General features: G+C 34.1%; 20 protein-coding genes, 5 tRNA genes and 2 rRNA genes. 15 read left to right on the top strand and 12 right to left on the bottom strand.

Annotated elements, in window-relative coordinates:
* The first annotated feature begins 90 nt into the window (after positions 1-90).
* The 5 genes from FOD82_RS00420 (at position 91) to FOD82_RS00440 (ending at position 3,589) form a co-directional block, all read left to right on the top strand.
* A tRNA-Ile gene (locus FOD82_RS00420) sits at positions 91-165 on the top strand.
* Positions 166-221: 56 nt separating this feature from the next.
* Positions 222-294, top strand: a tRNA-Ala gene (locus FOD82_RS00425).
* A gap of 118 nt (positions 295-412) precedes the next feature.
* Positions 413-3,318 (top strand): 23S ribosomal RNA (locus FOD82_RS00430).
* Between the two features lie 68 nt (positions 3,319-3,386).
* Positions 3,387-3,503, top strand: a 5S ribosomal RNA gene (gene rrf / locus FOD82_RS00435).
* 13 nt (positions 3,504-3,516) lie between these two features.
* A tRNA-Asn gene (locus FOD82_RS00440) sits at positions 3,517-3,589 on the top strand.
* 51 nt (positions 3,590-3,640) lie between these two features.
* Here FOD82_RS00440 and FOD82_RS00445 read toward each other — a convergent pair.
* On the bottom strand, positions 3,641-4,585 hold the full coding sequence (locus FOD82_RS00445) for a LysR family transcriptional regulator (protein WP_144354547.1): 945 nt from the start codon (positions 4,583-4,585) through the stop codon (positions 3,641-3,643).
* Between the two features lie 112 nt (positions 4,586-4,697).
* On the opposite strand from FOD82_RS00445, the gene FOD82_RS00450 reads away from it, so the two are divergent.
* Positions 4,698-6,578: a flavocytochrome c gene (locus FOD82_RS00450; RefSeq protein ID WP_144354548.1), complete on the top strand. Its 1,881-nt coding sequence runs from the start codon at positions 4,698-4,700 to the stop codon at positions 6,576-6,578.
* A gap of 11 nt (positions 6,579-6,589) precedes the next feature.
* On the opposite strand, the gene FOD82_RS00455 is transcribed toward FOD82_RS00450, so the two are convergent.
* Together FOD82_RS00455 and FOD82_RS00460 are read right to left on the bottom strand one after the other, a co-directional pair.
* Positions 6,590-7,483, bottom strand: coding sequence for a LysR family transcriptional regulator (locus tag FOD82_RS00455; RefSeq protein WP_144354549.1), 894 nt, complete (start codon positions 7,481-7,483; stop codon positions 6,590-6,592).
* Positions 7,484-7,625: 142 nt separating this feature from the next.
* Entirely contained in the window at positions 7,626-8,549 is a 924-nt protein-coding gene (locus FOD82_RS00460; protein ID WP_144354550.1) for a LysR family transcriptional regulator, read from the bottom strand.
* 139 nt (positions 8,550-8,688) lie between these two features.
* Between FOD82_RS00460 and FOD82_RS00465 the strand changes: the two genes are divergently transcribed.
* The 4 genes from FOD82_RS00465 to FOD82_RS00480 all read left to right on the top strand — a co-directional run bounded on the left by FOD82_RS00465 (position 8,689) and on the right by FOD82_RS00480 (position 14,579).
* Positions 8,689-10,575 carry a flavocytochrome c gene (locus FOD82_RS00465; RefSeq protein ID WP_144354551.1) on the top strand — a complete coding sequence of 629 codons (1,887 nt, stop codon included), beginning with the start codon at positions 8,689-8,691 and terminating at the stop codon, positions 10,573-10,575.
* 37 nt (positions 10,576-10,612) lie between these two features.
* Complete coding sequence (locus FOD82_RS00470) at positions 10,613-11,863, top strand: MFS transporter (RefSeq protein WP_144354552.1); 1,251 nt, start codon at positions 10,613-10,615, stop codon at positions 11,861-11,863.
* Between the two features lie 11 nt (positions 11,864-11,874).
* A complete protein-coding gene (locus FOD82_RS00475; RefSeq protein WP_144354553.1) occupies positions 11,875-12,627 on the top strand; it encodes an alpha/beta fold hydrolase in 753 nt (250 codons plus the stop codon).
* A 182-nt stretch (positions 12,628-12,809) separates the two neighbouring features.
* The gene (locus FOD82_RS00480) at positions 12,810-14,579 is read left to right on the top strand and encodes an FAD-dependent oxidoreductase (RefSeq protein ID WP_144354554.1); all 1,770 of its coding nucleotides are present in this window, start codon (positions 12,810-12,812) and stop codon (positions 14,577-14,579) included.
* A gap of 25 nt (positions 14,580-14,604) precedes the next feature.
* Here FOD82_RS00480 and FOD82_RS00485 read toward each other — a convergent pair whose 3' ends face one another.
* A complete protein-coding gene (locus FOD82_RS00485; protein WP_144354555.1) occupies positions 14,605-15,525 on the bottom strand; it encodes a LysR family transcriptional regulator in 921 nt (306 codons plus the stop codon).
* Positions 15,526-15,677: 152 nt separating this feature from the next.
* Between FOD82_RS00485 and FOD82_RS00490 the strand changes: the two genes are divergently transcribed.
* Both FOD82_RS00490 and aroD read left to right on the top strand, forming a co-directional pair.
* Positions 15,678-16,589: a shikimate dehydrogenase gene (locus FOD82_RS00490; protein WP_144354556.1), complete on the top strand. Its 912-nt coding sequence runs from the start codon at positions 15,678-15,680 to the stop codon at positions 16,587-16,589.
* 9 nt (positions 16,590-16,598) lie between these two features.
* Positions 16,599-17,351 carry a type I 3-dehydroquinate dehydratase gene (gene aroD / locus FOD82_RS00495; protein WP_144354557.1) on the top strand — a complete coding sequence of 251 codons (753 nt, stop codon included), beginning with the start codon at positions 16,599-16,601 and terminating at the stop codon, positions 17,349-17,351.
* Positions 17,352-17,449: 98 nt separating this feature from the next.
* On the opposite strand, the gene FOD82_RS00500 is transcribed toward aroD, so the two are convergent.
* The 8 genes from FOD82_RS00500 to FOD82_RS00535 all read right to left on the bottom strand — a co-directional run bounded on the left by FOD82_RS00500 (position 17,450) and on the right by FOD82_RS00535 (position 22,641).
* Positions 17,450-18,319 (bottom strand): lysophospholipid acyltransferase family protein, encoded by an 870-nt coding sequence (locus FOD82_RS00500; protein WP_144354558.1) that lies wholly within the window; start codon positions 18,317-18,319, stop codon positions 17,450-17,452.
* Positions 18,316-19,263, bottom strand: coding sequence for a glycosyltransferase family 8 protein (locus FOD82_RS00505; RefSeq protein ID WP_144354559.1), 948 nt, complete (start codon positions 19,261-19,263; stop codon positions 18,316-18,318). The genes FOD82_RS00500 and FOD82_RS00505 overlap by 4 nt, the downstream gene beginning before the upstream one ends.
* A gap of 9 nt (positions 19,264-19,272) precedes the next feature.
* Positions 19,273-20,223 (bottom strand): glycosyltransferase family 8 protein, encoded by a 951-nt coding sequence (locus FOD82_RS00510; protein ID WP_144354560.1) that lies wholly within the window; start codon positions 20,221-20,223, stop codon positions 19,273-19,275.
* A gap of 22 nt (positions 20,224-20,245) precedes the next feature.
* On the bottom strand, positions 20,246-21,082 hold the full coding sequence (locus FOD82_RS00515) for a glycosyltransferase (RefSeq protein WP_144354561.1): 837 nt from the start codon (positions 21,080-21,082) through the stop codon (positions 20,246-20,248).
* A 2-nt stretch (positions 21,083-21,084) separates the two neighbouring features.
* Complete coding sequence (locus FOD82_RS00520) at positions 21,085-21,852, bottom strand: lysophospholipid acyltransferase family protein (RefSeq protein ID WP_144354562.1); 768 nt, start codon at positions 21,850-21,852, stop codon at positions 21,085-21,087.
* A gap of 175 nt (positions 21,853-22,027) precedes the next feature.
* Positions 22,028-22,100: transfer RNA gene (locus FOD82_RS00525), tRNA-Lys, on the bottom strand.
* 123 nt (positions 22,101-22,223) lie between these two features.
* Positions 22,224-22,448, bottom strand: coding sequence for a hypothetical protein (locus FOD82_RS00530; RefSeq protein WP_144354563.1), 225 nt, complete (start codon positions 22,446-22,448; stop codon positions 22,224-22,226).
* 120 nt (positions 22,449-22,568) lie between these two features.
* A tRNA-Lys gene (locus FOD82_RS00535) sits at positions 22,569-22,641 on the bottom strand.
* A gap of 142 nt (positions 22,642-22,783) precedes the next feature.
* On the opposite strand from FOD82_RS00535, the gene yycF reads away from it, so the two are divergent.
* From yycF to FOD82_RS00550, 3 genes are all read left to right on the top strand, one after another.
* Positions 22,784-23,500, top strand: a complete 717-nt coding sequence (gene yycF, locus FOD82_RS00540; RefSeq protein ID WP_144354564.1) for a response regulator YycF — start codon at positions 22,784-22,786, stop codon at positions 23,498-23,500.
* Between the two features lie 72 nt (positions 23,501-23,572).
* On the top strand, positions 23,573-25,426 hold the full coding sequence (gene walK / locus FOD82_RS00545) for a cell wall metabolism sensor histidine kinase WalK (RefSeq protein WP_144354565.1): 1,854 nt from the start codon (positions 23,573-23,575) through the stop codon (positions 25,424-25,426).
* Positions 25,407-26,756 (top strand): hypothetical protein, encoded by a 1,350-nt coding sequence (locus FOD82_RS00550; RefSeq protein WP_186277696.1) that lies wholly within the window; start codon positions 25,407-25,409, stop codon positions 26,754-26,756. The genes walK and FOD82_RS00550 overlap by 20 nt, the downstream gene beginning before the upstream one ends.
* Positions 26,757-26,758 lie beyond the last annotated feature (2 nt).

The following is a 26,758-nucleotide window of genomic DNA, read 5'->3' on the forward strand; positions in this document are numbered from 1 at the left end:
GCCAAGAAAGCAAACGGAAGCACACGAGAGAAACTTTGTTTAGTTTTGAGGGTAGTACCTCAAAAGAAACTTGAATAACAAGCGTTAGTCGGGCCTATAGCTCAGCTGGTTTAGAGCGCACGCCTGATAAGCGTGAGGTCGATGGTTCAAGTCCATTTAGGCCCATTGACATAATGAATAAAAAGAGTTAAAGTTATGTCAGCCTAAAATAAAAGAATATTGGGGGCTTAGCTCAGCTGGGAGAGCACCTGCTTTGCACGCAGGAGGTCATCGGTTCGATCCCGTTAGCCTCCATTGAATCCTAGAGGATTCAGGAGCTAGTACATTGAAAACTGAATAAGAAACCAAGCAAAAACCGAGACAATCATTGAACAGATTGCGAAGAGCGACCGAGAAGAGAGATCTTGAGTAAGGTCAAGAAGAAAAGGGCGCACGGTGAATGCCTAGGCACTAGAAGGCGAAGAAGGACGTGACGAACCACGAAAGTCCTCGGGGAGCTGTAAGTAAGCTATGATCCGGGGGTATCCGAATGGGGGAACCCAGTGCAGAGATGCATTACTTATCATTGTTAAGATGGTAAGGGCAAGACGCAGTGAACTGAAACATCTAAGTAGCTGCAGGAAGAGAAAGAAAGATCGATTTCCTTAGTAGCGGCGAGCGAAGAGGAAAGAGCCCAAACTCAGTAATTTATTATTGAGGGTTGTAGGACTGCAATAAGGCACTTCAAGAGATAGCAGAATCATCTGGGAAGGTGAGCCAGAGAGGGTGAGAGCCCCGTAAGCGAAATCTTAAGAAGGCTGAGCAGTATCCTGAGTAGGCCGGGACACGAGGAATCCCGGTTGAATCCGCGAGGACCATCTCGCAAGGCTAAATACTAGCTAGTGACCGATAGTGAACCAGTACCGTGAGGGAAAGGTGAAAAGAACCCCGGAAGGGGAGTGAAAGAGAACCTGAAACCGTGTGCCTACAAGTAGTCAGAGCACATTAAAGTGTAATGGCGTGCCTTTTGTAGAATGAACCGGCGAGTTACGTTATGCAGCGAGGTTAAGTCAGAAAAGACGGAGCCGCAGCGAAAGCGAGTCTGAATAGGGCGAGCAGTTGCATGACGTAGACCCGAAACCAAGTGACCTACCCATGGCCAGGTTGAAGGCGTGGTAAAACACGCTGGAGGACCGAACCCACGTAAGTTAAAAATTGCGGGGATGAGCTGTGGGTAGCGGTGAAATTCCAAACGAACTTGGAGATAGCTGGTTCTCTCCGAAATAGCTTTAGGGCTAGCCTCGTGGTAGAGGATAATGGAGGTAGAGCTCTGTTTGGACTAGGGGCCCGTCAGGGGTTACTGAATCCAGATAAACTACGAATTCCATATATCCATACACGGGAGTCAGACTGCGAGTGATAAGATCCGTAGTCGAAAGGGAAACAGCCCAGATCACCAGTTAAGGTCCCCAAATCTATGCTAAGTGGAAAAGGATGTGGAGTTGCGTAGACAACTAGGACGTTGGCTCAGAAGCAGCCATCATTCAAAGAGTGCGTAATAGCTCACTAGTCGAGTGGCGCTGCGCCGAAAATTTACCGGGGCTAAGCATAGTACCGAAACTGTGGATGTGTTTTAAAGAGCACGTGGTAGGAGAGCGTTCTAAGTGCGGCGAAGGCAGATCGAGAGGACTGTTGGAGCGCTTAGAAGTGAGAATGCCGGTATGAGTAGCGAAAGATAGGTGAGAATCCTATCCGCCGAAAGACTAAGGTTTCCTGGGGCAGGCTCGTCCGCCCAGGGTAAGTCGGGACCTAAGGCAAGGCCGAGAGGCGTAGTCGATGGACAACAGGTAGAGATTCCTGTACTGCGATCAATCGTTAAGAGCGATGGAGGGACGCAGGAGGCTAGGAACGCGTGGGGCTGGAAATCCACGTTCAAGCGTCAAGCCAGAGAGTGAGTCAAATGCTTGCTCTTGATAAAAGCAAGGCGTGATGAGGAGCGAAATAAAAGTAGCGAAGGTTCTGATGTCACACTGCCGAGAAAAGCTTCTAGCCAGAGAGATCGTACCCGTACCGCAAACCGACACAGGTAGTCGAGTGGAGAACACTAAGGTGAGCGAGAGAACTCTCGTTAAGGAACTCGGCAAAATGACCCCGTAACTTCGGGAGAAGGGGTGCTGATCGTAACAGATCAGCCGCAGTGAATAGGCCCAAACAACTGTTTATCAAAAACACAGGTATCTGCAAAGTCGTAAGACGACGTATAGGTGCTGACACCTGCCCGGTGCTGGAAGGTTAAGAGGAGAGCTTAGCTTAGGCGAAGGTTCGAATTGAAGCCCCAGTAAACGGCGGCCGTAACTATAACGGTCCTAAGGTAGCGAAATTCCTTGTCGGGTAAGTTCCGACCTGCACGAAAGGTGTAATGATTTGGGCACTGTCTCAACGAGAGACTCGGTGAAATTATAATACCCGTGAAGATGCGGGTTACCCGCGACAGGACGGAAAGACCCCATGGAGCTTCACTGTAGCTTGATATTGGGTATCTGTTAAACATGTACAGGATAGGTAGGAGCCTGAGAAGATAGGACGCTAGTTTTATCGGAGGCACTGTTGGGATACTACCCTTGTTTGATGGATACTCTAACCTCGGCGCCTCAGCGGCGTCAGGGACAGTGTCAGGTGGGCAGTTTGACTGGGGCGGTCGCCTCCTAAAGTGTAACGGAGGCGCCCAAAGGTTCCCTCAGAATGGTTGGAAATCATTCGCAGAGTGTAAAGGTATAAGGGAGCTTGACTGCGAGAGATACATCTCGAGCAGGGACGAAAGTCGGGCTTAGTGATCTGGTGGTACCGTATGGAAGGGCCATCACTCAACGGATAAAAGCTACCCTGGGGATAACAGGCTTATCTCCCCCAAGAGTTCACATCGACGGGGAGGTTTGGCACCTCGATGTCGGCTCGTCGCATCCTGGGGCTGAAGTCGGTCCCAAGGGTTGGGCTGTTCGCCCATTAAAGCGGCACGCGAGCTGGGTTCAGAACGTCGTGAGACAGTTCGGTCCCTATCCGTCGTGGGCGCAGGAAATTTGAGAGGAGCTGTCCTTAGTACGAGAGGACCGGGATGGACGCACCGCTGGTGTACCAGTTGTCTTGCCAAAGGCATCGCTGGGTAGCTATGTGCGGAAGGGATAAGCGCTGAAAGCATCTAAGTGCGAAGCCCCCCTCAAGATGAGATTTCCTTTGCGAAAGCAGTAAGACACCTCAGAGACTATGAGGTAGATAGGCTGGAAGTGGAAGAGTAGTGATACTTGGAGCGGACCAGTACTAATCAGTCGATATCTTGACCAAAGCGATTCGCAACGGTTTTTGCGGAAAGGTTTCATATTCAGTTTTGAGTGTAAAAGCTCACAAAAGAGTACGGTGGCGATAGCAAGAAGGATACACCCGTTCCCATGCCGAACACGGAAGTTAAGCTTCTTAACGCCGAGAGTAGTTGGTGGGAGACTGCCTGCGAGGGTAGGCAGCTGCCGTGCTCTTTTTTAATATTCCGGCTTAGCTCAGTTGGTAGAGCGCTTGACTGTTAATCAAGATGTCGTCAGTTCGAGTCTGACAGCCGGAGCTAGCGGAATAGGAATAAAAGGCGAGGATAGTTTGTCCTCGTCTTTTTTGTTTACTTATTTGTAATATTATTAATGTCCGCATTAAAATTTGTATTCTTAAATTCTGTAATTAATTCTTGAAGTGCATTAATTATATGTCGATTCTTTTTAATAGCGATAAAATAATTTAATTGCATAATTTTCTTATCTATTGGAAAAAGGTTTACTGGCATATTTATAAATTTTTTAATTACATTTCCTGGTGAAATAGTAATTCCCATACCATGTAAAGCTAGATTGGTTGCAGTAAGAATACTGTCTGTTTGCATTAGGATTTTTGGTTTTATATGACTTTTTTGTAGAATACCATTTATTTGATGACGTATTGGAAATTCTGGTGATATCAAAATTAGCGGTTGCGACAATAATTGCTTAACGTTACAATCTGAATAACTCAAAATAAATTTATCTTTTTTATAAAATGATGATTGAGATGGAACAACTATATAATATTGTTCACTACCATTAACGATGCATTTTGCACCTAGAGTTAATGTTTCGGGATTTTGCCCTATATAACAATCAATTTCTTCATCTAATAAATTTTCTTCACTTTTTTGAGGAGAGGATTCAAATAATTGAATTTTAATTTCAGGATGATGGAATAAAAACTGAGGCAAAAGTTGTGGTAATAAAAGTGTTCCTAAACTTTCTAATATTCCAATGCGAATTAATTCTTGATTTGGGTGAGTATAAGGAATTAATTCTTTATCGAGTTTTTGAGTATCATAGGATATTTCCTCTAAATAATTACAGTAGATTCGACCAGCATTGGTTAGAGAATAAGGACGCTGTGAACGATTAATTATAGTTGCTCCTACATCTTTTCTTTCAATTCCTTGAATAATTTGAGTTAAAGAAGGCTGAGAAATATATAATTCATGGGCTGCTTTACTGAAACTGCTATATTTTAAAATAGTGTTGATGTAGTGTAAACGTCTTACCGATTCTAGCATAAGAATCCCCTCCCATCATGTTATTTTTATTCTCAGCTTCATTATAAAACAAAATATATTGCATAGATGTTTTAAAGACTTGTAAAATAGTTGTAGAAAGTGAGGAAATATTATGAAATCAGGAATATATAACGTAAAAGCTAAGGGGCATGGAACAAGTTTTATGCCAATGAAAGTTACTCTTTCGGAAGATAAAATTGAAAAGATTACTATTGATTCGAGTGGAGAAACAAAAGGAGTAGCTGATGAAGTATTCAAACGTTTACCACAACAAATTATAAATGGTCAAACATTAAATGTAGACACTGTGAGTGGAGCAACTATTTCAAGTCATGGCGTAATTGATGGTGTAGCTGAGGCAATTGATACTGCTGGCGGTAAAAGTGCAGAATGGAAACAACGTCCTAAGCCAGTTGATCAAAGTATAAAAGATGAAGAGTATACTACAGATGTTGTAGTGATTGGCGCAGGGGGAGCTGGTTTAGCAGCGAGTGCGAGAAGTATTGAGAATGGAAAAAAGATAATTTTACTTGAAAAGTATCCTCAAATCGGAGGAAATACAACTCGCGCTGGTGGTCCAATGAATGCGGCTGAACCAGCATGGCAAAAACATTTTAAAGCTTTGAATGGTGAAAAAGATGATTTAAAAAAGTTGGCTTCTATTCCACTTACAGATATAGATGAGGAGTATCAAGCTGATTTTAAGAAATTGCAAGAACAAATTAAAAACTATCTTGATTCAGACGATGATTATCTCTTCGATTCACAATTATTGCATGAAATTCAAACTTATTTAGGTGGAAAACGTACAGATTTAAATGGTAATGAGATTTATGGTGATTATGCATTAGTAAAAGAATTGGTTGATAATGTATTAGATTCAGTAAAATGGTTAACTAAGTTAGGAGTAGAATTTGACCGTAGTCAAGTTACAATGCCGGTTGGTGCACTTTGGCGCAGAGGTCATAAACCAGTAGAACCAATGGGTTATGCGTTTATTCATGTTTTAGGTGATTGGGTTAAAAATCATGGTGGAACTATTTTAACTGAAACTCGTGCGCAACATTTAATTATTGAAAATGGTGCTATTAAAGGTGTAATAGCTGAAAAAAGTAATGGATCTAAAATTACAATTCATGCAAAAAGTGTAATTTTGACATCTGGTGGCTTCGGTGCGAATACTCCAATGGTTCAAAAATATAACACATATTGGAAGCATATAGATGATGATATTGCGACAACCAATTCTCCAGCAATTACAGGTGATGGAATTGCTCTAGGAAAAGAAGCTAATGCAGAATTAGTAGGAATGGGATTTATTCAATTAATGCCAGTATCTGATCCTAAAACTGGAGAATTATTTACAGGTTTACAAACTCCACCTGAAAACTTTATTATGATTAATCAAAAGGGAAAGAGATTCGTTAACGAATTTGCGGAGCGTGATACTTTAGCTAAAGCAGCTATTGAAAATGGAGGATTATTCTATTTAATTGCGGATGATAAAATAAAAGAAACAGCCTATAATACAACTCAAGAATCTATTGATAGTCAAGTAGAAGCTGGAACTTTATTTAGAGCAGATACTTTAGAAGAATTAGCAAAAAAGATTGGCATTGATCCTAAAGTATTAGTTGATACTATTAAAAAATATAATTCCTATGTAGAAAAAGGTAAAGATCCAGAGTTTGGTAAAAGTGCATTTAACTTAAAATGTGAAGTTGCACCATTTTATGCTACTCCTAGAAAACCAGCTATCCATCATACAATGGGTGGATTAAAAATAGATACTGATGCTCATGTTATCAATACTCAAGATCAAATAATTAAAGGATTATATGCAGCTGGAGAAGTTGCTGGTGGTTTGCATGCGGGAAATCGTTTAGGCGGCAATTCACTAGCAGATATTTTTACTTTTGGAAGAATTGCAGCTGATAGCGCAGCCAAGGAAATGAATGAAATTGATGCTGTTTCTGGTGCATCAGAACATTAAATAAAAAATGGTTAATCCGATTTAGGATTGACCATTTTTTTGCTCATTAAATTAATTAATTGTTTTAAATCAGGGGAAAGCTCTAAGTTAGGATTATAGGCTAAATAAGTCATCCCAGTGCTTTTTGGAACTTTTACTTTTATTTTAGTTAAATTGAAATCATTTAAAAAAATACTATCAACACCGACACCAACGGTATTATTAGTAAGTACATGGGCTGCAATACTTAAATTATTATCAAGGGTTGCACAAATATTATTGGGATTAGATTCGTGAGAAAGAGCTTGGCTTATTTTTTGTCCTAAGATAGTATTTTGAGAATAAGTAATAATATTATAATTCTTCAAATCAGCTGGTGTAACTATAGATAGTTTGGCAAGAGGGTGATCTGGTTTAACTAGAGCGATAATTTCTTCGCTATATAAGGGAATAAATTCAAGTTGATAATTGGTATTAATTCCAGAACAAATCCCAATATCAAAATTTCCCAGTTCAAGTTCACGATAAATGTTATTTGACAAACTATTTTGGTAAATAAATGTAGTATTTGATGAGATTTCGCTTTTAAATTTTTGAATAGTTTGAGGAAGATAATTGCTAAAAGCGGAAGGAATACTAATAATTTTGATAATATTATCTTTTTGACGCTTGTATCGGTTTATTTTTCGCTTTGCATCTTCTAGGATATCAACTGATGAAGAAGCAGCTTTGAAAAATATTTTGCCATACTTAGTTAATGTGATTTGACCACCAGATCGGTTTATAAGTTTGCAGCCCAAGTCTTTTTCTAAGGACTTAATTGAGTTTGACAGACTTGGTTGCGAAATACATAAGTTCTTAGCTGCTTTAGAAAATTGGCGCTCCTTTGCTAATTCATTAAAGTAGTATAATTGATTCAGGTTCACAAATATCGCCTCACTTTATATTATATGAATATTATAAAATCTTTGTTTACTATAAGCAATCGCTTACAACTGATAAATTTGTATTTTTTAAATTACTATTTATTTATTTTTGTATATAAAAGTGAATAGACGATATTAATTATTATTGAATATTTTCTTGTAATGAAGTTTCTTTAAAAACTTTAATTAGATCCTGAATAGCAGGGGTTAGTTGTCGACCTTTTTTTGTTCCAATAAAATATCTGATTTGTATTAAATTAGGATCTAAAGGATAAAGATTTATTGGTTTTTGTTGGATTCTTTTTAGAATACTTGCACAAGAAATTGTAAGCCCCAGTCCATTTATAGATAAGTTAGCAGCTGTAATCACACTGTTAGTTACCATATTAATTTGTGGAACTATTTTGTAAGTTTGAAATAATCCATTTACTTGATGTCTGATTGCTGAATCGGGAGAACTTAAAATAAATGGTTCTTGTAAAAGTTCATCTAACTTATATGTATTTGGAGATAAGATAAATTGATTTTTGATAAAAAACTTTGAGTTACTAGGAATTACTATATAGTAAACTTCACCTCCATTAATGTGAGCTTGAATACCTTGAGAAAGAGTTTCGGGTGTTTGTCCCATATAGCAATCTACATGGTTGGTTAATAATTTATCTTCACTTTCAGATGGAAAGCCTTCATTAATTTGAATTTTTACATGGGGATGAGATTTTAGATAACCCGGTAATATCTTAGGCAATAAAAAAGTACCTAGACTTTCTAAAATCGCAATACTAATAATTTCTTTATTATCAGTAAATTTTTGAAGTTCTTGAATTAAAGTATGTTTTTGAGCAGAAGTATTTTCTAAATATCGGTAATATAATAATCCTGCATCCGTTAATGAAAATGGTATTGTGTTGTGATTTAAAATTTTAGTTCCTAATTTTTCTTCAATTTGTTTAATAACTTTACTTAAATAAGGTTGAGATACATAAAGTTTTTCAGCGGCTTTATGAAAGTTACTTTCTTTAAGTAACATGTCAAGGTAAGTTAACATTGTATCTGAATTATTCATAATAAACTTTCTTAATTACTATTTAGTTATCAGTTTAATAACTATTATAGTCTTTTACACATATCTGTGTAAACGTTATCATAAAATTGAAATACAAATAAGGATAATTAAAAATTTTAGTATTAATTAAGAGGTTATTATGAAATCAGGTAAGTATAATGTAAAAGCAAAAGGACATGGTTCATCATTCATGCCAATGGAAGTAACTATCAAAGATAATAAAATTTCTAATATTAAAGTTGATGCAACTGGAGAAACCAATGGGATTGCTGATGAAGTTTTTAAACGATTGCCTAAACAAATAATTGATAATCAAACTTTAAATATTGATGTAGTTTCTGGAGCTTCCATTTCCTCACAAGGTGTAATTAATGGAGTTGCTGAAGCAATTAATATAGCTGGTGGAGATAGTAATGAATGGAAAAAACGTAATAAACCACTCACTAAATCAACACAAGATCAAGAATTGACTACTGATGTGGTGGTAATTGGTGCTGGAGGTGCGGGTCTTGCAGCAGCTGTTAGAACTATAGAGCATGGTAGTAATGTAATTATTTTAGAAAAATATCCTCAAATTGGTGGAAATACTAGCCGTGCAGGTGGCCCCATGAATGCTGCAGAACCAAAGTGGCAAAAAAATTTTAAGGCACTTTCTGGTGAAAAAGAGACTCTTAAAAAATTATCTGCTATACCAATTAATCAGATTGATTTAGAGTATAGGGATGATTTTAAAAAATTACAAAAGCAAATTAAAGAATATATTGATTCAGATGTTGATTATGAATTTGATTCCACACTTTTACATGAAATTCAAACTTATTTAGGTGGAAAAAGAACTGATCTTGATGGAAATGAAATTCATGGTAAATATGAATTAGTTTCAACTTTAGTTAATAATGTGCTTGATTCAATTAATTGGTTGACTAAGCTTGGTGTAGAGTTTGATCGAAAAGAAGTAACTATGCCAGTTGGTGCTCTTTGGAGAAGAGGTCATAAACCAGTAGAGCCTATGGGATATGCCTATATTCATGTGTTAGGAGACTGGGTTAAGAATCATGGAGGTAAAATTTTTACTGAAACATGTGCAAATCATTTAATAATTAAAAATGGAAAAGTTGTTGGTGTTAAAGCTAATAAAAATGATGGTTCAAAAATTACTATTTATGCAAAAGCTATAATTCTCACTGCAGGTGGTTTTGGTGCAAATATGAAAATGGTTCAAAAGTATAACAATTACTGGGAACGAATTACTGATGATATGCCAACAACTAATTCTCCAGCAATTACTGGGGATGGTATTAAACTTGGACTTGAAGCAGGAGCAGATCTTACTGGAATGGGATTTATACAAATGATGCCAGTATCTGATCCAGTTACTGGTGAAATTTTTACTGGATTACAAACTCCACCAGAAAACTTTATTATGGTTAACCAAAAGGGCGAAAGATTTGTTAACGAATTCGCAGAAAGAGATACTTTAGCAAAAGCAGCAATTGAAAATGGTGGACTATTCTATTTAATTGCAGATGACAAGATTAAAGAAACAGCTTATAACACTACTCCGGAGTCAATTGATGCTCAAGTTAAAGCTGGAACATTATTTAAAGCAGATACATTAGAAGAATTAGCACAAAAGTTAGGTATGAATCCTGAAACTTTAGTTAATACGATTAAAAAATATAATTCCTACGTTGAAAACAAGGATGACCCCGAGTTTCATAAAAGTGCGTTTAACTTAAAATGTGAAGTGGCTCCATTTTATGCCACTCCACGTAAGCCTGCGATTCATCATACAATGGGTGGATTAACTATTGATAAATATGCACATGTATTAAATAAGAACGGTAAAGTTATAGATGGTTTATATAGTGCCGGCGAAAATGCTGGTGGTCTTCATGCTGGTAATCGATTGGGTGGCAATTCTTTAGCAGATATATTTACATTTGGAAGGATTGCTGCAGACACAGTATTTAAAGAAACAGATAATTCAGTAGATGTGTTAACTAGTGCATCAATTCATAATTAAAAATTAGATATAATACATTATATTTTGGAGGGTAATTATGTTAGATGTTATTTCAAAAAAACGTAGTTATAAACGTAGTTATATAAGTACGGCTATAGCTGTATATGTTTCTTTCTTACTTTGTGGGATTGATTTATCAATCACATCACAGTATAAGGCTCAACTAGCTCAAGCATGGGGGCAGCCAGGTAATATTGCTGTTGTTTTAACTGCTAACTCTTTTGTAGTAATTGGCGGTATTATTGCTAGCTTCTTTACTGGTATTATTTCCGATCATTTTGGCAGGAAATCATCTGCAATTATTTCATCTGTATTATGGGCTATTTTCGCATTTGGAATGTTAAATGCACCAAATGCTGGAATTGCTTATGCTGCAGGAGTTGCTGGCGGAATTGCTAATTCGTTTACTAATGCAGCTTGGACACCAGCTATGATGGATGCTTATCCTAAAAAGCGTTCAATGGTAACCTTACTTACTAAATTTTTTGTAAGTTTAGGACAATTTATTTTACCTTTTATCATTGTAGCTTTGGCTGCTAGTCATGTATCTTTTGCATTTGCGTTCAACTTTTTAGGACTTTGTTATGTAATAGTAGCAGTTGTAAGTATTTTTCTTCCTTTTCCAGAAGTTGGAGGAAATCAAAAAGAAAGAGCTAACATTAAAAAAGGAGAAGCTATTAAAGCAAAAAATACAATTAAAATTACAGGTGAAACTATTGCTTTAGCTTTAATGGGTTTTTCGACTACTGCTGTATTTATGATTTGGACTCAAACAAACCAAGAATTAGGAAAGTTATATGGATTGTCTAATCCTGCTTTATTACAATCAGTTTATGCAATTACATCATTAATTTCAGTTTTGGTAACTACATGGATGGTTAATAAGGGATTAAGAGAATCAACAGTTTTGATTATTTATCCGGCAATTTCAGCTATTGCACTTTTATTAGCTTATTTTATTCATAGTGGAATATTATTATATATAGTTTCAGCATTAATAGGATGGTTTGCAGCAGGTGGCTTAATGCAATTAGCTATTTCACTTTTATCTGGATTGTATCCATCATATAAGGCAACTGCGACATCAGCTATTGGTCTTGCAAACGGTGTTTCAAATTGGATCGTTATTCAAATTGCTGCTCTAATTACGGCTAATTTTGGTATAAATGCACCTCGTGATATTCTTTTGTTTAATTTTGTAATATGTCTAATAGGTGTTGGACTTGCAATTATTGTAAGAGTTTATCAAAATAAGCGTGCAAAAAAGGGTATTACTAATTTAGAGTAAGGGAGATTTGTATGAGTGAAAAAGATATTACTATTAAACGTGATGGATTAAATTTAGCTGCAAAAGTTTCTATTCCAGATACTGATAATTATGATGTTGTAATTTTAGCATATGGTTTTGTTGGTATGATGGATCCGAAAGTTAATGATTTATTGCCTGTAATGGCAAAAAAATTACAGGATAAAGGTTTAGCTACTGTACGTTTTGATTTTAATGGACATGGAAAAAGTGAAGGACCCTTAGATAATATGTCCATTTATAATGAACTTGAAGATTATCATGCAGTAATACAATATGTATTTGATAATTTTAATGGAATAAATCATTTATATCTTGTTGGGCATTCACAAGGTGGAGTACTTTCATCAATGATGGCAGGATTTTATCCAGATAAAATTGATAAATTGGTAATTATGTCACCAGCAGCAACGTTAGTTGATGATGCTTTAATTGGAACTTGTATGGGGATTGATTACGATCCAAATCATATCCCTAAAAAAGTTGATTTTACAGACTTTAAATTAAATGATTGGTATTTTAGAACAGCTAAATTTATTAATAATTATGATGTTGCAAGTGCATTTCGTGGTCCGGTTTTAGCTCTTCATGGAGAAAATGATCAAGTGGTTAATAATTATGCTTCTCGACATTATCAGGCTATTTTTGATAATTGTGAACTGCATATTATTCCAGAAAGTGATCATGGATTACATCAAAACCGTGATGAAGTTTATACTCGTGTTATAAACTTTTTAACTGAATAAATAATAAAGCATCTCTGAATAGGAATGTTTTATTAAAAAATTCAATATTGAAAAATAAATTTATTATAAGCAAAGCTCTTAATTGTTAGATTATTTCTATTAAAACTAAGAACTTTGTTTATTTTTATAAATAATTATCTCATATATAATGAAAGCGATTTAAATAATAGAAAGGTAAAATTATGACTAAAAAAATAATTAAAGCACAAGCTAATGGACGAAATGGAAAAATTGATATTGATATTGATATTAATAACGATGAAATCAATAATATTAAAATCACCCAAAACTCAGAAACACCAGCTATTTTTAATCAGGCTTTTGATAAATTGAAAAACGAAGTATTAAATAGACAAAGTTTTGATGTGGATGCAGTAAGTGGTGCCACAATTATGACGCAAGCAATTCTTGATTCTGGTAAAAAGGCACTAGAAGAAAACAATATTAAGCTTAATTCAAAGCCTATAAATACTGAACATGAAGATGTTGAAATAAATGTTGATGTTGCTGTTATTGGTAGTGGAATGGCAGGATTGATGGCAGCCAGTCGTGCACTTTCAATGGGAAAGAGTGTAATAGTACTTGAAAAAAATGGCTATTTAGGTGGTGCTACTGTTTTAAATGGGTCAAACGTTGTAGGAACCGGATCAAGAATTTCCAAGAAATTATTTGGTAAGCTTGCAAATGAAGATTCTCCAGAAAAATTAGTTGCAGATATTACTCGAGAAAGCCGTGGAACAAATTATCCAATGCTATCTAACTTGCTTGCTGATAATATTGGAAGAGCGGTTGATTTTATTGCTGATTTTGCAAATCTTACTTATCAAAAAGCAGAAACTCAAACAGTTGAACATAGTATTAACCGTCAAATTGAAATGCCAAGTCAAAGTTCATATGAATTAATAACTAAAGTAGCTAAGGCTTTTAAAGAAAAAGGTGGAAGAATTTTACTTGATGCCAGTGTTGAAAAACTTAATAAAGAAAATGGTATCCTAACTTCTTTGATTGCTGAAGGCAAGCATCAAACAACAACAATTAATTTTAAGTCACTTATTTTATCAGCTGGTGGCTGGGGTGCGCGTGATTATAAAGCGCATAAGACAAGTATTCCTTATTATGGTCCAATGACTTCTACTGGAGATTATTTTGATTTTGCTAAAAATATGAATTTGGTAACTCGAAATCTTAATTGGTATAAGGTTTATCCACATGGACTTGAAGTCGAACCTGGAATTGCTAAACTAACAACTTATTCTACTAAAGAGGCAACAGATTTAGGTGCGATTTTTGTTAATAAATTAGGAAAACGAATTGTAAATGAATCAGCACCATATACCTATTTTAGAGATGCAATTGGCAAGCAGCCAGGTCAAGTTGCTTATATTGTAATGGATAAAAGAACTTGGAATAAATTTTATGAATTGCTTTTGAAGTATGGCTTTACTAAAGAAGAAATTCAAAGTTATTTTGACTTAGAAGGCAAAAAGAGTCCAGTCTTAGTTAAGGGTACTCTTGAAGAAGCTGCTAAAAAAGCAGGAATTGATTATAAGACTCTTCAGGAAACGATTGATAATTATAATGAAATGGCTAAGGCTGGTTATGATCCTGAATTTGGAAGAGATAAGAAATACTTACACGAATATGAAGGAGATACTTACTACATTATTGAACAAAAAAGGCGTTTCTGTACGACATTAGGTGGTTATGAAACAAATAATCATATGCAGTTACTTGATATAAATATGCAACCAGTTGAGAATTTTTATGCTTCAGGTGAAATTATCGGTGGAGCAAATGGACATGATTCAATGCCAAGTATGATGAATTCATGGAGTTATGCTTCGGGGTTTGTTGCAGGAACAATGGCTGCTGATAATACTAATTCATATCAAAGAAAAGTTAATAATGAAATTGAAGACCCAGATGCGGTAACTGGTGCTTCAGAAGAATAAAAATAGCTCCTGATTGGGAGCTTTTTTATATCATTTTTCCTTTATTTAAAAATTGAGTTCTACAATAAGTTTGGCAAAATTCTAAAAATTGTGTAGCAGATGGTGTTAAAAAGTGATTTGCTTTAGTAATGATATAAATAGGATGAACTCCGACATTATTTTTTAAGTGTAAAATTTTAACTTCTTTTGGATTAAGCTGAGGTAGATTTGGAATAATTGCTACACCATAATTCCAATGAACAAAACCAATAATTGTATGGTCTTCAACTGCTTCTAATTTTATATTAGGGATAACATTTGCATTTTTAAAAATTTGATTTAATCTAGGACGTAACCCGCTTTTAGATGAATACATTATAAAAGGATATTTAATCAAGTCCTTTATAGAAACTGCATCATATTTGGCTAAATTATGATTTATAGGGACTGCGGCGACCATTTCTTGGTCCACAAGATGATAAGCATTAATTTTATTATTAATGCTTATTTTTTCTGGTTTAGAAGCGATTATTAAATCTAATTTATCATTTAATAAGTCACCTATTAATTGATTTGTTGTACCTTGTTTAAATTCAAAAGAAATTTCTTCTTGAGGATCTTTTTGCTTAAATTCATGAACTAATCTGGGAACTAAGTCTTGTCCCATTGTATAAGTAAAACCTAAATTAATATGTCCGCGATTGACATCAAGCAGTTCAGAAATATATTCATTTCCTCTTTTTAAAGTATTAAGGCTATTTTGAACATATGCTAGATATATTTTTCCATAGTTAGTTAATTTAATATTACGTCCATCCTTTTCAAAAAGAGGAGCTCCTAATTCATCTTCTAAATTATTAATGGCATAAGATAGGGATGGTTGAGATATTCCTAATAATTCAGCTGCTTTTGCCATATGTTCTGTTTTAGCTAAAGTAATAAAAAATTCCAAATGTTTTAAGTTCATATTTATCTCCCATGTTTAGCGGTTAGTTATCTGAATGAATCATAGAATAATTTAATTAATAAAACAATTTTATTTTATTTATTGGTATAAATGCAAGCGGTATCATAAATATAGGTTAAAAAGATAATTGATTTTATAAGGAGTTTACCAAAATGACTAACAAGATTACTGGAATAGATGGACCAATTACTGGTTGGCTTGATGGACATACAATTTTAATCGGACTTATGGCATATCCAATTCGCCACTCAATGTCACCAACTATGCATAATAATGCATTTGCTAAATTAGGTCTTAATTATGCATATTTATGTTTTGAAATTGGAAATGATAAGCTTGAAGGCGCAGTAAATGCTATTCGTACGCTTGATATGCGTGGTTCAAATGTTTCAATGCCTAATAAAAAGGAAGTCATTAAATATTTGGATAAGCTTTCTCCAGCTTCTAAAATGTGTGATGCCGTAAATACGATTGTTAATGATAATGGTGTTTTAACTGGTTATACTACTGATGGAATTGGCTTTGTTCAATCACTTAAAGATGAAGGAATTGATATTAAAGATAAAGTAATGACTTTAGCTGGTGCTGGTGGTGCAGCAACCCCAATTGCTGTACAATCTGCACTTGATGGAGTCAAAGAAATAAAAATCTTTAACATCAAAGATGATAAATGGGCCCAAGCAGAAAAAAATGTAAAAACCATTGAAGAAAATACTGATTGTAAAGTTTCATTAACTGATTTAGCAGATCAAGATGCATTCAAGAAAGCAATCAGTGAATCAGATATTTATTGTGATGCAACAGGAGTTGGTATGAAGCCATTAGAAGATAAAACTTTGGTCTCAGATCCATCATGGTTCCATAAGGATATGGTTGTCTTTGATACAGTTTATGCACCAAGAACTACTAAGCTTATGAAAGTTGCTCAAAAAGCAGGAGTAAAGCATGTATTTGATGGAATTGGCATGATGATTGAACAAGGTGCAGCTGCATTCAAATTATGGACTGGTAAAGATATGCCAACTGATTATATTCGTCAAATTATGTTTGAAGATGAAAAGTAGGCCATAAAAATGACTGTAAAAATTAGAAATATTATCTTGGGTGAAGGATTACCTAAAATTGCTGTCCCAAATGTAGGTAGTAATGAGGATGAAATTTTAACTTCCGCAAAAAATATTCTTGCAGCAAAACCTGACTTAATGGAATGGCGAATTGACTACTATAGTGATGGAATTAAAAATCATAATACGTTGATTTCTACTGCTAAAAAACTACGTGAAGTAGTTGGAGAACTTCCAATCTTAGTAACTTTTAGAACTAAAAATGAAGGCGGAGTTTTTGAACTTGATGAAAATCAGTATCTAGATTTAGTTAAAGAAGTAATTAAACATCGACTTGGAGATGCAGTCGATATTGAATTATTTCATGATGAACTTCGAGTAAAAGAACTTGTAAAGCTTGCTCATAATTATAATGTAGTTGTTATTATGAGCAATCATGATTTTGAAAAAGTTCCAGCTAAAGATGTCATTGAGTTTCGTTTAAAGAAAATGGCCAAGTTAGGTGCTGATATTCCTAAACTTGCATGTATGCCACATTCTGCAAGGGATGTTTTAAGATTATTAGCGGCAACTAATGAAGTGAGCCAAGAAATTGATAATCCATTAATTACTATGGCAATGGGAGACATTGGAAAAGTAACACGGATAGCTGGTCAAGTATTTGGTTCAAGTTTATCATTTGGGGCAGTTGGTAAAACATCAGCTCCTGGACAATTGTCAATTGAAGATTTACGTAACGCTGAAAAGTATTTAGCGCTTTAATTATTACTCATAAAAAAATATAACTAATTCCTAACAAAAAAATGGATCTCACAAAATTGTGAGGTCCATTTTTAAGTTATTATTTATAATTATAAAAATTATTTTACTTTTCCACGCCAGCCAGCAATATCCCACTCAGTAAAATCATAGTCCAATTTTTTACCATAGATTTTTTCGTATGCGGCAACTTTTTGCTTATAATCTTGTTCCATCATTCTTTTTGAATTTAGATTAGCATTTAATGTATTATCCGGATAAATTGTTGGTAAAACATGAACAATATATTTTGTTTGATAAAATTCATCATTATTTTTTTCAAGTTTATCAGTTGCTTGAATTTCTACAAAAGTTGAAATAATTGGAACGTTCTGTTTAGCAGCAAAATAATAGGCTCCTCGTTGAGGTTTGCGAGGTTTGCGATAATTCCACCACATTTCTTGCTCTGGAAAAATTAACACCCAATTATTGTCTTCTAGAGCATCATGAAGATGCTTAGGGAATTCGCTACCAATATAACTAGGACTATTAACTAAAGGAATAGTTCCAATATAATTCATTAAATACTTAAAAAATCCAGGAAGCATTAAATTAGTATCTTCAATGACGATTGATAACTTATGGTGACATTTTTGAGCCAAACGCTTAATGGTTAACGCATCGGTTTGATTAAAGTGATTAGCAGTAACTATGGCTCCTCCACGAGGTAAGTTTTTTAAATTTTCTAAACCTTTAATTTCAGTAGACGCTGATAAAGTATGAGCAAAAGCACTAAGCATTACACGGCCTATGTCATTATTAAGCTTGCTACGTAGGTCATTTTGCTTTTTCCAAAAGTCATCTACTAATTTTGAACGTTCTTCAAGTGACATTTGTGGGTCACCAATTTCAACTTTTGCAGTAAAATTGCGATTATTTGCGGCTTGTTTTATATTTTCAATGACTTTATCACGGTTATCTCCGATTATCATAGTGTTACAGGTCCTTGCTCTTTAACTCTAGCCCAATTATGAGGATCTTTGATAGTTGAGTCCTCTTTTTCGAGCATTTTATTTAATTTTTCTCGGTCTTCTTGTCTTTGGGCATCTGTATAATCATCAAGTTCTTTCTTTAATTCAGAATAAAACTTAGTTTCACGGGCATTCTTCCAGAAATAATCTTCATATTGAACCCCATGAAAATGCCATGGTTTAAAGAAAAGATTGTAATGAATTAAACTTGGAGAACTTAGAGGCTTAGTATTTTCATTTGGCATTGCGTCCCATTTTTCATTTAGGTGTAAAATTCTGCCCTCACCAATTTCATTTAAATAATCTTGATCGGGAGCAATACAGTCAAAGTGATATTTTTCGAGTAAGTTTAAAAAATGGTCAATAAAGTCTTCATCGCGAAAGGCTTTAGAGTTTAGTACTAGCATCCCAGAGTTAATATACTTTTGAGGGTCAAGGCTGAGCACATCTTTAATATATTTAACCATTTTATCAACGTATTGGATTGAAGAATCTGTACAAGCTGCAAATAAATTGTCCTCTAAATCTGTTTGATAAAGTTTTGCAATATCATCATTTACAATGGTACCGCTATCAATATAAATCGCTTTATTATATTCTGGAAATAGTTCTGGAATAAACAAACGATAAAAAATTGACATAGTAAAAAAGTCTCCACGCAAGTAATTTTCTTTGCGGTTTTTAATAGGTGCAACTAACTGATCATCAATATGTGAAAATTTAATATGAACATTCTTAGCACCTAAATCTTGTAGGTCTTTTTTGTGCTTATCACTTAAATCTTGATTTAAAAAATAAACAGTATAGTCAGTTTGTGGATTGGCATTTTTTACTAAGGAATGCAATGAAACTGCCGCATATTTTGTAAAGTCATCACTAATACTGTAAAAAACTGGTACTGTCATAATTAGCCTCTAAATTCTTACATCTTCTATTTTTTTAACTTTAGCCCAAGTATAAGGTTCTTGTTCAATGTGTTTAACTTTTTCAGCCATTAGTTTTAAATCATTACGTGCTCTTTGTCTATCTTCATCTGTAAAACTAGCAAGCTCTTGTTTTAATTGATCATAAAACTTAGTTGTTTTTGCCACATTCCAGAAGTAGTTTCCATATTGTACATCTTTAAAATGCCATGGTTTAAAGAATAAGTTATAGTGAACAATTTTGGGATTTTCAATTTCAGGGATGCTTTCATTTGGCATTGCGTCCCATTTTTTATCTAAGTGATAAATTTTATCTTCGCATATTTCATTCATGTATGCTTGATCTGGATCAACATTGTCAAAGTGATATTTATTCATTAAGTAATAAAACTTATCAACAAATTTTTTATCTCTGAATGCTTTCATATTAAAGACGATTACACCATTATTAATATATTTTTCCGGTGGAAGTATCCCTTGGCATTCTTTAATATATTCTTGTAGTAGTGGCATATAACGGATAGACAAGTCCGGACAACTAGCAAACATATTGTCTTTTATATCAGTTTCATAAAGTTTAGCAATATCTTCATTAATAATGGTGTCAGCATCTAAATAGACACATTTATCATATTGTGGAAAAAGTTCTGGAATAAATAATCGATAAAAAATCGACATTGTGAAAAACTGACCACGCAAGTAATTTTCTTCTCCTTGATGAATCGGTTGAACCATTTCATCACTAATGTGAAAAATATTGATATGTACGTTTTTAGTGGCTAAATCTTTAAGAGCTTTTTTATGTTCATCCGTAATTTCTTGCACTAAAAGAGTAATAGTGTAGTCTTTTTCATCGTTGGCATGATCAATTAAAGATTTAATTGAAACTGCTGCATAAGGAGTATAATTGTCACTAATTGTATAAAAAATAGGTATTGTCATAAAATTTCCTCCAAGTTAAAAATTAATTTTCCCTTCTTAAATTATCTCTTATTTTAAGGTATTCGTTAAGGATATCGTCATATTCATGCAATTTTAATACATTATGGACTCTTTCAACGTCCCAAGGTTTGACGGTTTGAGTATGAAAGTATGGTTTGAAACGAAAACTAGTCGTAAAATGTTGAATAACTGTGTCTTTTTGTAAACGATATTGTTCATTAAAGCGACGAGGAGCAATCTTTTTCTTAGTAGCTAGTTTATTGAGTGCTGATTGATCTGGTAAAAACATTTTTTTGACTTGCATCATATGACGAACTTTTGCAAATAAGCCAGTCTCTTTAATTTCTTTCATATTGAGAAGAAGGACGCCAGAATTTAAATAGTCAAAAACTTTCTTATTATGGATATTATGGAAGAAAAATCTACCCCAATAATCTAAAACGCCTACCATTTCAATATTTGTAAGATCTTGTTCATAAAACTCTGTTGGATCTTTTCTGATAATAACATCATCATCTAAATATAGAATTCTATCGGGAATTTGAGGTAATTCATCCGCATATAATCGCAACATTGCGTAAGGAGTAAAGCGTGTTCCCATATTGGCAGTAGGTGGTTCTTTGATAAAAAGACTGCTACAATCAATTAAATCAACTGAGTTTTTAGGATTTTGATTAATAACTAATGAGCGGATATAGTCAGCTGCAGTTTTAGAAAATGGTTGATAATTCTTTTTTTCATTTTTGGTATACATTGTAAGAATATAAATATGAACTTCATCTACGTTTTTTAATAATGATAAGGTTGAAATTAATACACCATCTTCGGCATTAGAATCTCCGCAAAATAAAATATTCATCGTTAAGCCTCCTTATTTTTTGAAATATATTGGCAATAATTGTAATTGCTTGTCTTGGCACGAAATTGCATCATAGTTCTAACTTCATTGTAAAGCTTTTCTTGTGCTTTTTTACTAGAAAGGGCTTGGTCTGGATAAAAAGGTCCATCAATATAAGTAATAATCTTCGGAAATTTACCAAAACGTGGTTTGTGATAAGTAGTAGTCATTACAAAGCTAGGAGCATTTGATTTAATAGGAAAATGAAAACTTGTCGCATCGAATGGTCTAATCTTTGTATAATAAGGCCATACATGTGCCTCTGGATAAATCATAACAATCCCTTTGTTATTGATAACCTGCTGAATTGCTTTAATAAGTTTAATTGACTGCTTGATATTTTTTCCTACTGGAAGACCACCATAGCGAACTAGGAATTTTCCAATGATAGGAATCCCCCAATTGGCTTGATTTGCAATCGCATAGAAGTTATAAGGAGAAAAAATGGTTAAAGGAGTAAAAACGTCCCCCATTGGCTGAGTATGGTTGCCATAAACAAAGTAGCCTGTATTTTTAACAGTTTTTAACTTATTTTTTCCTTCAACATGCACATGCAAAAATAATTTAGAATATATCCAGCCAAATCCACTAGCAAGCGTACGTGCAATAATATTCCAAGCTTTTTGTAAAGGTTTAGATGGAAGGATCGTATAATTTTCTGAAAGGGCAAAGTTCTGGTTATGAGAATCAACTAAATCATCAGTTAAGTGAGTATAATAGTAGGTCTTCATTAGTTCTCCTTTATAAAATAGTTATGTACTATTTTAGCATGATTTTGAATAGAAAAATAAATATAGATTAAGAAGCTAATAAAAACAAAAAGAGCAAGGCAAAATTTTGCCTTGCTCTTTTAAAAATGAAAAATAAAAAAAGCACCGACTCCTTGCAGTGCCATTTTTATATTAGTGGGTGGCCAGGGGATCGAACCCTGGACCCACGGATTAAGAGTCCGTTGCTCTGCCAGCTGAGCTAGCCACCCATATTTGTTATCAGCTTTTGTACCGCTGACAGTTAATAATATTATCAAGAATTTTGACTTTTGACAAGACTTTTTTTAAAAAAATTTCAAAAAAATAAAAAAGCCGCAAGTGCGACTTAATAATTAGAGCTTATCCTTGATTTTGTAAGGTTCACCATGCGCTTCATCTCGAGCTTTATCTGCAAAATAAATTGCATAAGTGCCATTTTTTGAGTTTTGTGCGATAATAATTTGTCCTGCAGTTGGTTTGTCAGCTTTGATGATTTGAGCGCTTCTGCGTGCTTCTTTATAGTCATGCGAGGATGCAATTGCGTCCCCAGGGTTGAAAAATACATTTTCGTTGTTCATAATTTTACCTCCTAAAATAAAATTATTTGTTAACTTTATTTTAGCAGGAAATATAAAATATGTTCTATTTTAAAGTATTGGATGGACAAAAAAAGCACTACCACAGTAGTGCTTTTACGATGGGTGGCCAGGGGATCGAACCCTGGACCCACGGATTAAGAGTCCGTTGCTCTGCCAGCTGAGCTAGCCACCCATATTTTCATCAGCTCATCAGCTGACAGATATTATTATGCAATGAAACAGGATAAAATGCAAGTCTTTTTTTATAATTTTTTTGATTTTTTTGTTAAATTGAATAAAAACCAGTATAATATAAGAGCAAAGGAGGCATCGACATGCCAAAAAAGATTCTTGTCGTCGATGATGAGAAGCCGATTTCCGATATTATTAAATTTAATTTGACTAAGGAAGGCTTCGATGTCGACACAGCCTATGATGGTGAAGAGGCTGTACAAAAAGTTGACGAATATGATCCAGATTTAATGATTCTGGATTTAATGTTACCTAAAAAAGATGGTCTAGAAGTTGCGCGTGAAGTACGTCAGACTCATGATATGCCAATTATAATGGTAACTGCAAAAGATACTGAAATTGATAAAGTCTTAGGCCTTGAAATGGGAGCCGATGACTATGTTACTAAGCCTTTTTCTAATCGTGAGCTTGTAGCTCGTGTTAAGGCAAATTTACGTCGTCGTGATATTGTTAAAAAAGCTGAGGCAGCAAATCAAGAAGAAACTGATAAAAATATTACAATTGGTAACTTGGTTATTATGCCAGATGCTTATATTGTCGAAAAAAATGGTAAAAAAATCGAACTTACGCATCGTGAGTTTGAACTTTTATACTATTTAGCCCAACACATGGGACAAGTTATGACCCGAGAGCATCTGTTGCAAACGGTATGGGGATATGATTACTTCGGCGATGTTCGTACAGTAGATGTTACAGTGCACCGACTTAGAGAAAAGATTGAAGATAATCCTATTCAACCACAAATTTTGGTAACTCGTCGTGGCGTCGGCTATTATGTAAAACAACCAACCGAAGAATAATTAAGAAAGCCACAGTTATATTTCTGTGGCTTTCTTTTTTGCGTTTTTGGGTAAAAATAAGAATGAAAGAAAATGAAAGAAATAGTAAATAAAATAAAAAAGACATTTAATTCCATTAATACGAAATTAGCAATGGTGTTTATGCTAATGTTACTAGCAACAATTGAAGTTATTGGAGCTTATTTTACACGTCAGCTTGAACAAAGTAGTATTGAAAATTTTCAATCTTCAATTCAAATTCAAAATGTAGTTACAAGTCAACTAGCAAATCAGTTAACCAAGGATAATAAAGAATCAAATGAAAAGTTAAGCAGAATCATCAATGATTATAGCAATGACTCGATTAGTGAAATTATTGTAGTAGATAATAAGGATATTATTCGAGCTGTTTCTAGTTTTAATGATCGTAGTCGAATTGGACAACGAGTTAATAATAATGATGTAAAACAAGTTACTTCGACTGGTCGTCCCATAACTAAGATAATTGATGATAATGGCAATTATATGATTCAGATTACACCTTTAACTAGTGGAACGGGCGCTAGCAATATTGTAGGGGCTGTTTATGTAAAAGCAAGTATGCAAAATGTATTTCAAACGTTGCGAAATACTTCAATGATGTTTTTAGTGACATCACTAATTGCGGCAATCCTTGGTGCTATTTTGTCATTAGTTATTTCTCGAGCAATAACTAGGCCGATTGAAGAAATGCAAGACCAAGCATTAAATATTGCAGATGGTGATTATTCTAGCCAGGTTAAAATTTATTCTAATGATGAATTAGGGCAATTAGGAAAAGCTTTTAATACTTTGTCAGTAAGGATTGAACACTCACAAGAAGAATCCGATAGTGAAAGACGAAGACTAGACAGTGTTTTATCTCATATGAGTGATGGGGTGATTGCTACTGATCGGCATGGCAATGTAACAATCGTTAATCAAATGGCATTAAACTTCTTAAATACTACAGAAGAAGCAATTGTTAATAAGCCAATTTCAGAAGTTTTAGGATTAGATGAATCTTCTCAAGATATAATCTCTAATCAGAAAGAAATTGTTGTGACAGTTAATGAAGGTACTAGAGATGAGATGATTTTACACGCTAGCTTTTCATTGATTAAGCGTGTAACTGGCTTTGTTTCTGGTAGTGTTTGTGTGCTTCATGATGTAACTGAACAGCAAAAAAATGAAAATATGCAACGACAATTTGTTTCTAATGTTTCGCATGAATTAAGAACTCCGTTGACTAGTTTGAGTGCATATATCGATACTTTAAATCAAGGTGCATGGAAAGATCCTGAAATTGCACCGAAGTTTTTAAAGGTTACTCAAGAAGAAACCGATAGAATGATTAGAATGATTAATGATTTGCTTAGTCTTTCTAGAATGGACCGCGGAACTTCAAAGATGGAATTAGAATTAGTTAATTTAAATGATTTTGTGGCTCATATTTTAAATCGTTTTGATATGATTGTAAAAAATGATGAAAAAAAGGGTGAGAGAAAGAAGTATACAATCAAGCGGGAATTAGGCAAACAAGCTATTTGGGTCGAAATTGATACTGATAAGATGATGCAAGTAATTGATAATATTATGAATAATGCTATTAAGTACTCTCCAGATGGTGGTGTGATTACTGTGCGTCTTAATGAAAGTCAAGGCAGGGTTATTTTAAGTATTTCTGATCAAGGATTAGGTATTCCGCGTAAAGATTTAGGTAAAATTTTTGATCGTTTCTATAGAGTAGATAAAGCTCGCTCACGTGCTCAAGGAGGAACTGGATTGGGACTAGCAATTGCTAAAGAAATTATTGAAGCCCACCATGGTCGAATTTGGGCTGACAGTAGTGAAGGACGGGGGTCCACTTTTTATATCTCGCTTCCATATGAACCAATGAGTGAGGAGGATGATTGGGATGAAGTTTAAATTTAAGTTTAGTGATTTATTTTTAGAAATTGCTACAGTTTTTGTTATTATTCTCTCGATTGTTCTTTGGATTTTTATTATGACAAGTGATCAGCGCTTTAGTCATATTAATCAAACTCAACCAGTTCGTCAGCAAGCTAAAACTCGCAACAGTAAATCGTTATATGATTTATATATTCCTACTAATGCTTATGGATTTGTTGATGGAAAATTATATAGATTATATGATTCAAAAAATAATTTACCATTTGAATTTTCTAAGGAACTTCAAAATATTAAGGTAGAAAATAAAATCAAAAAGGTTAGCTCTGATCGTGAAAGTTATGAAAATACGTTAAACAACCCAGATCTTATTCAGCTTTCTTACCCTGATGAAATTACCTTTGGATTATTAACTAAATTCAAAATGAAAAAAGGTAATCGAGAGTTTAATAGGATTTTTATTCCTAAAACAAATAAATGGCTCTATTTAGGGAATGATCAAAATACTTCCTTATATCGAGTAAGTTTAAAAAAAGCTAATTTTAATACTTTGCGTCACTATGTAAAGATAGCTAAAAATAAAGAAGCAGTTGATTTTGTAAGGTTAAAATCAGGTTATTCAGCTTTTTATGTTAAATCTGAAAATTGGAATGTTTATAGTTATTTAACATCAACGCAATCAGATTCATATTTTGTATCGCGTCTTTTAGGGACTTCTGGAGTAACTAGTCGTACTAATAAAAATGGACGCACAACATATTCTTATAACTACTATACTCGCTTAAGAGTTCCTAAGACTGGTGAAAATAACCATCATGATTATTTATATACTCATTATGAAAAAGCAAAAGTGCCAACCATGACTAATCAATTATTTGATAGTGTTTATTATGTTCACCGATTAGGATTAACTGAACAGGATTTGCGCTTCTTTGATGCTGATAAAAATAGCGTTCGCTACACTAATTACATTGAAGGAATTCCTGTATTTTTAAATGATCATGATTTACAAGTTGATACCAAATTTTCATCAGATTCTGTAACGATTTCATTCAATAGTACTAATTTTCAAATTCCAATTCCTTTTGATGGACAAACAGAAACTCTAGAATCAACTTATGATATGATTTCTGACCTTTCTAAGCATGGCTTGCATCAATCAGAAATTGAACGAATTATGGTTGGTTTCAAGGTTGAAAGCGATAAAAGTCATAATAATTTGGTAAATCTTGTGCCAACGTATTATATCAAGGCTTTTGGTCAATGGAAGAGTAAATCTGAGTGGCTTAAAGAAGATATCAAACTTTATCAAAAATTAGAAGAAAATACTGAAAATGAGGTGAAGTAAAA

It is taken from the genome of Lactobacillus sp. LL6 (genome assembly GCF_007570935.1).
Classification (GTDB): Bacteria; Bacillota; Bacilli; order Lactobacillales; family Lactobacillaceae; genus Lactobacillus.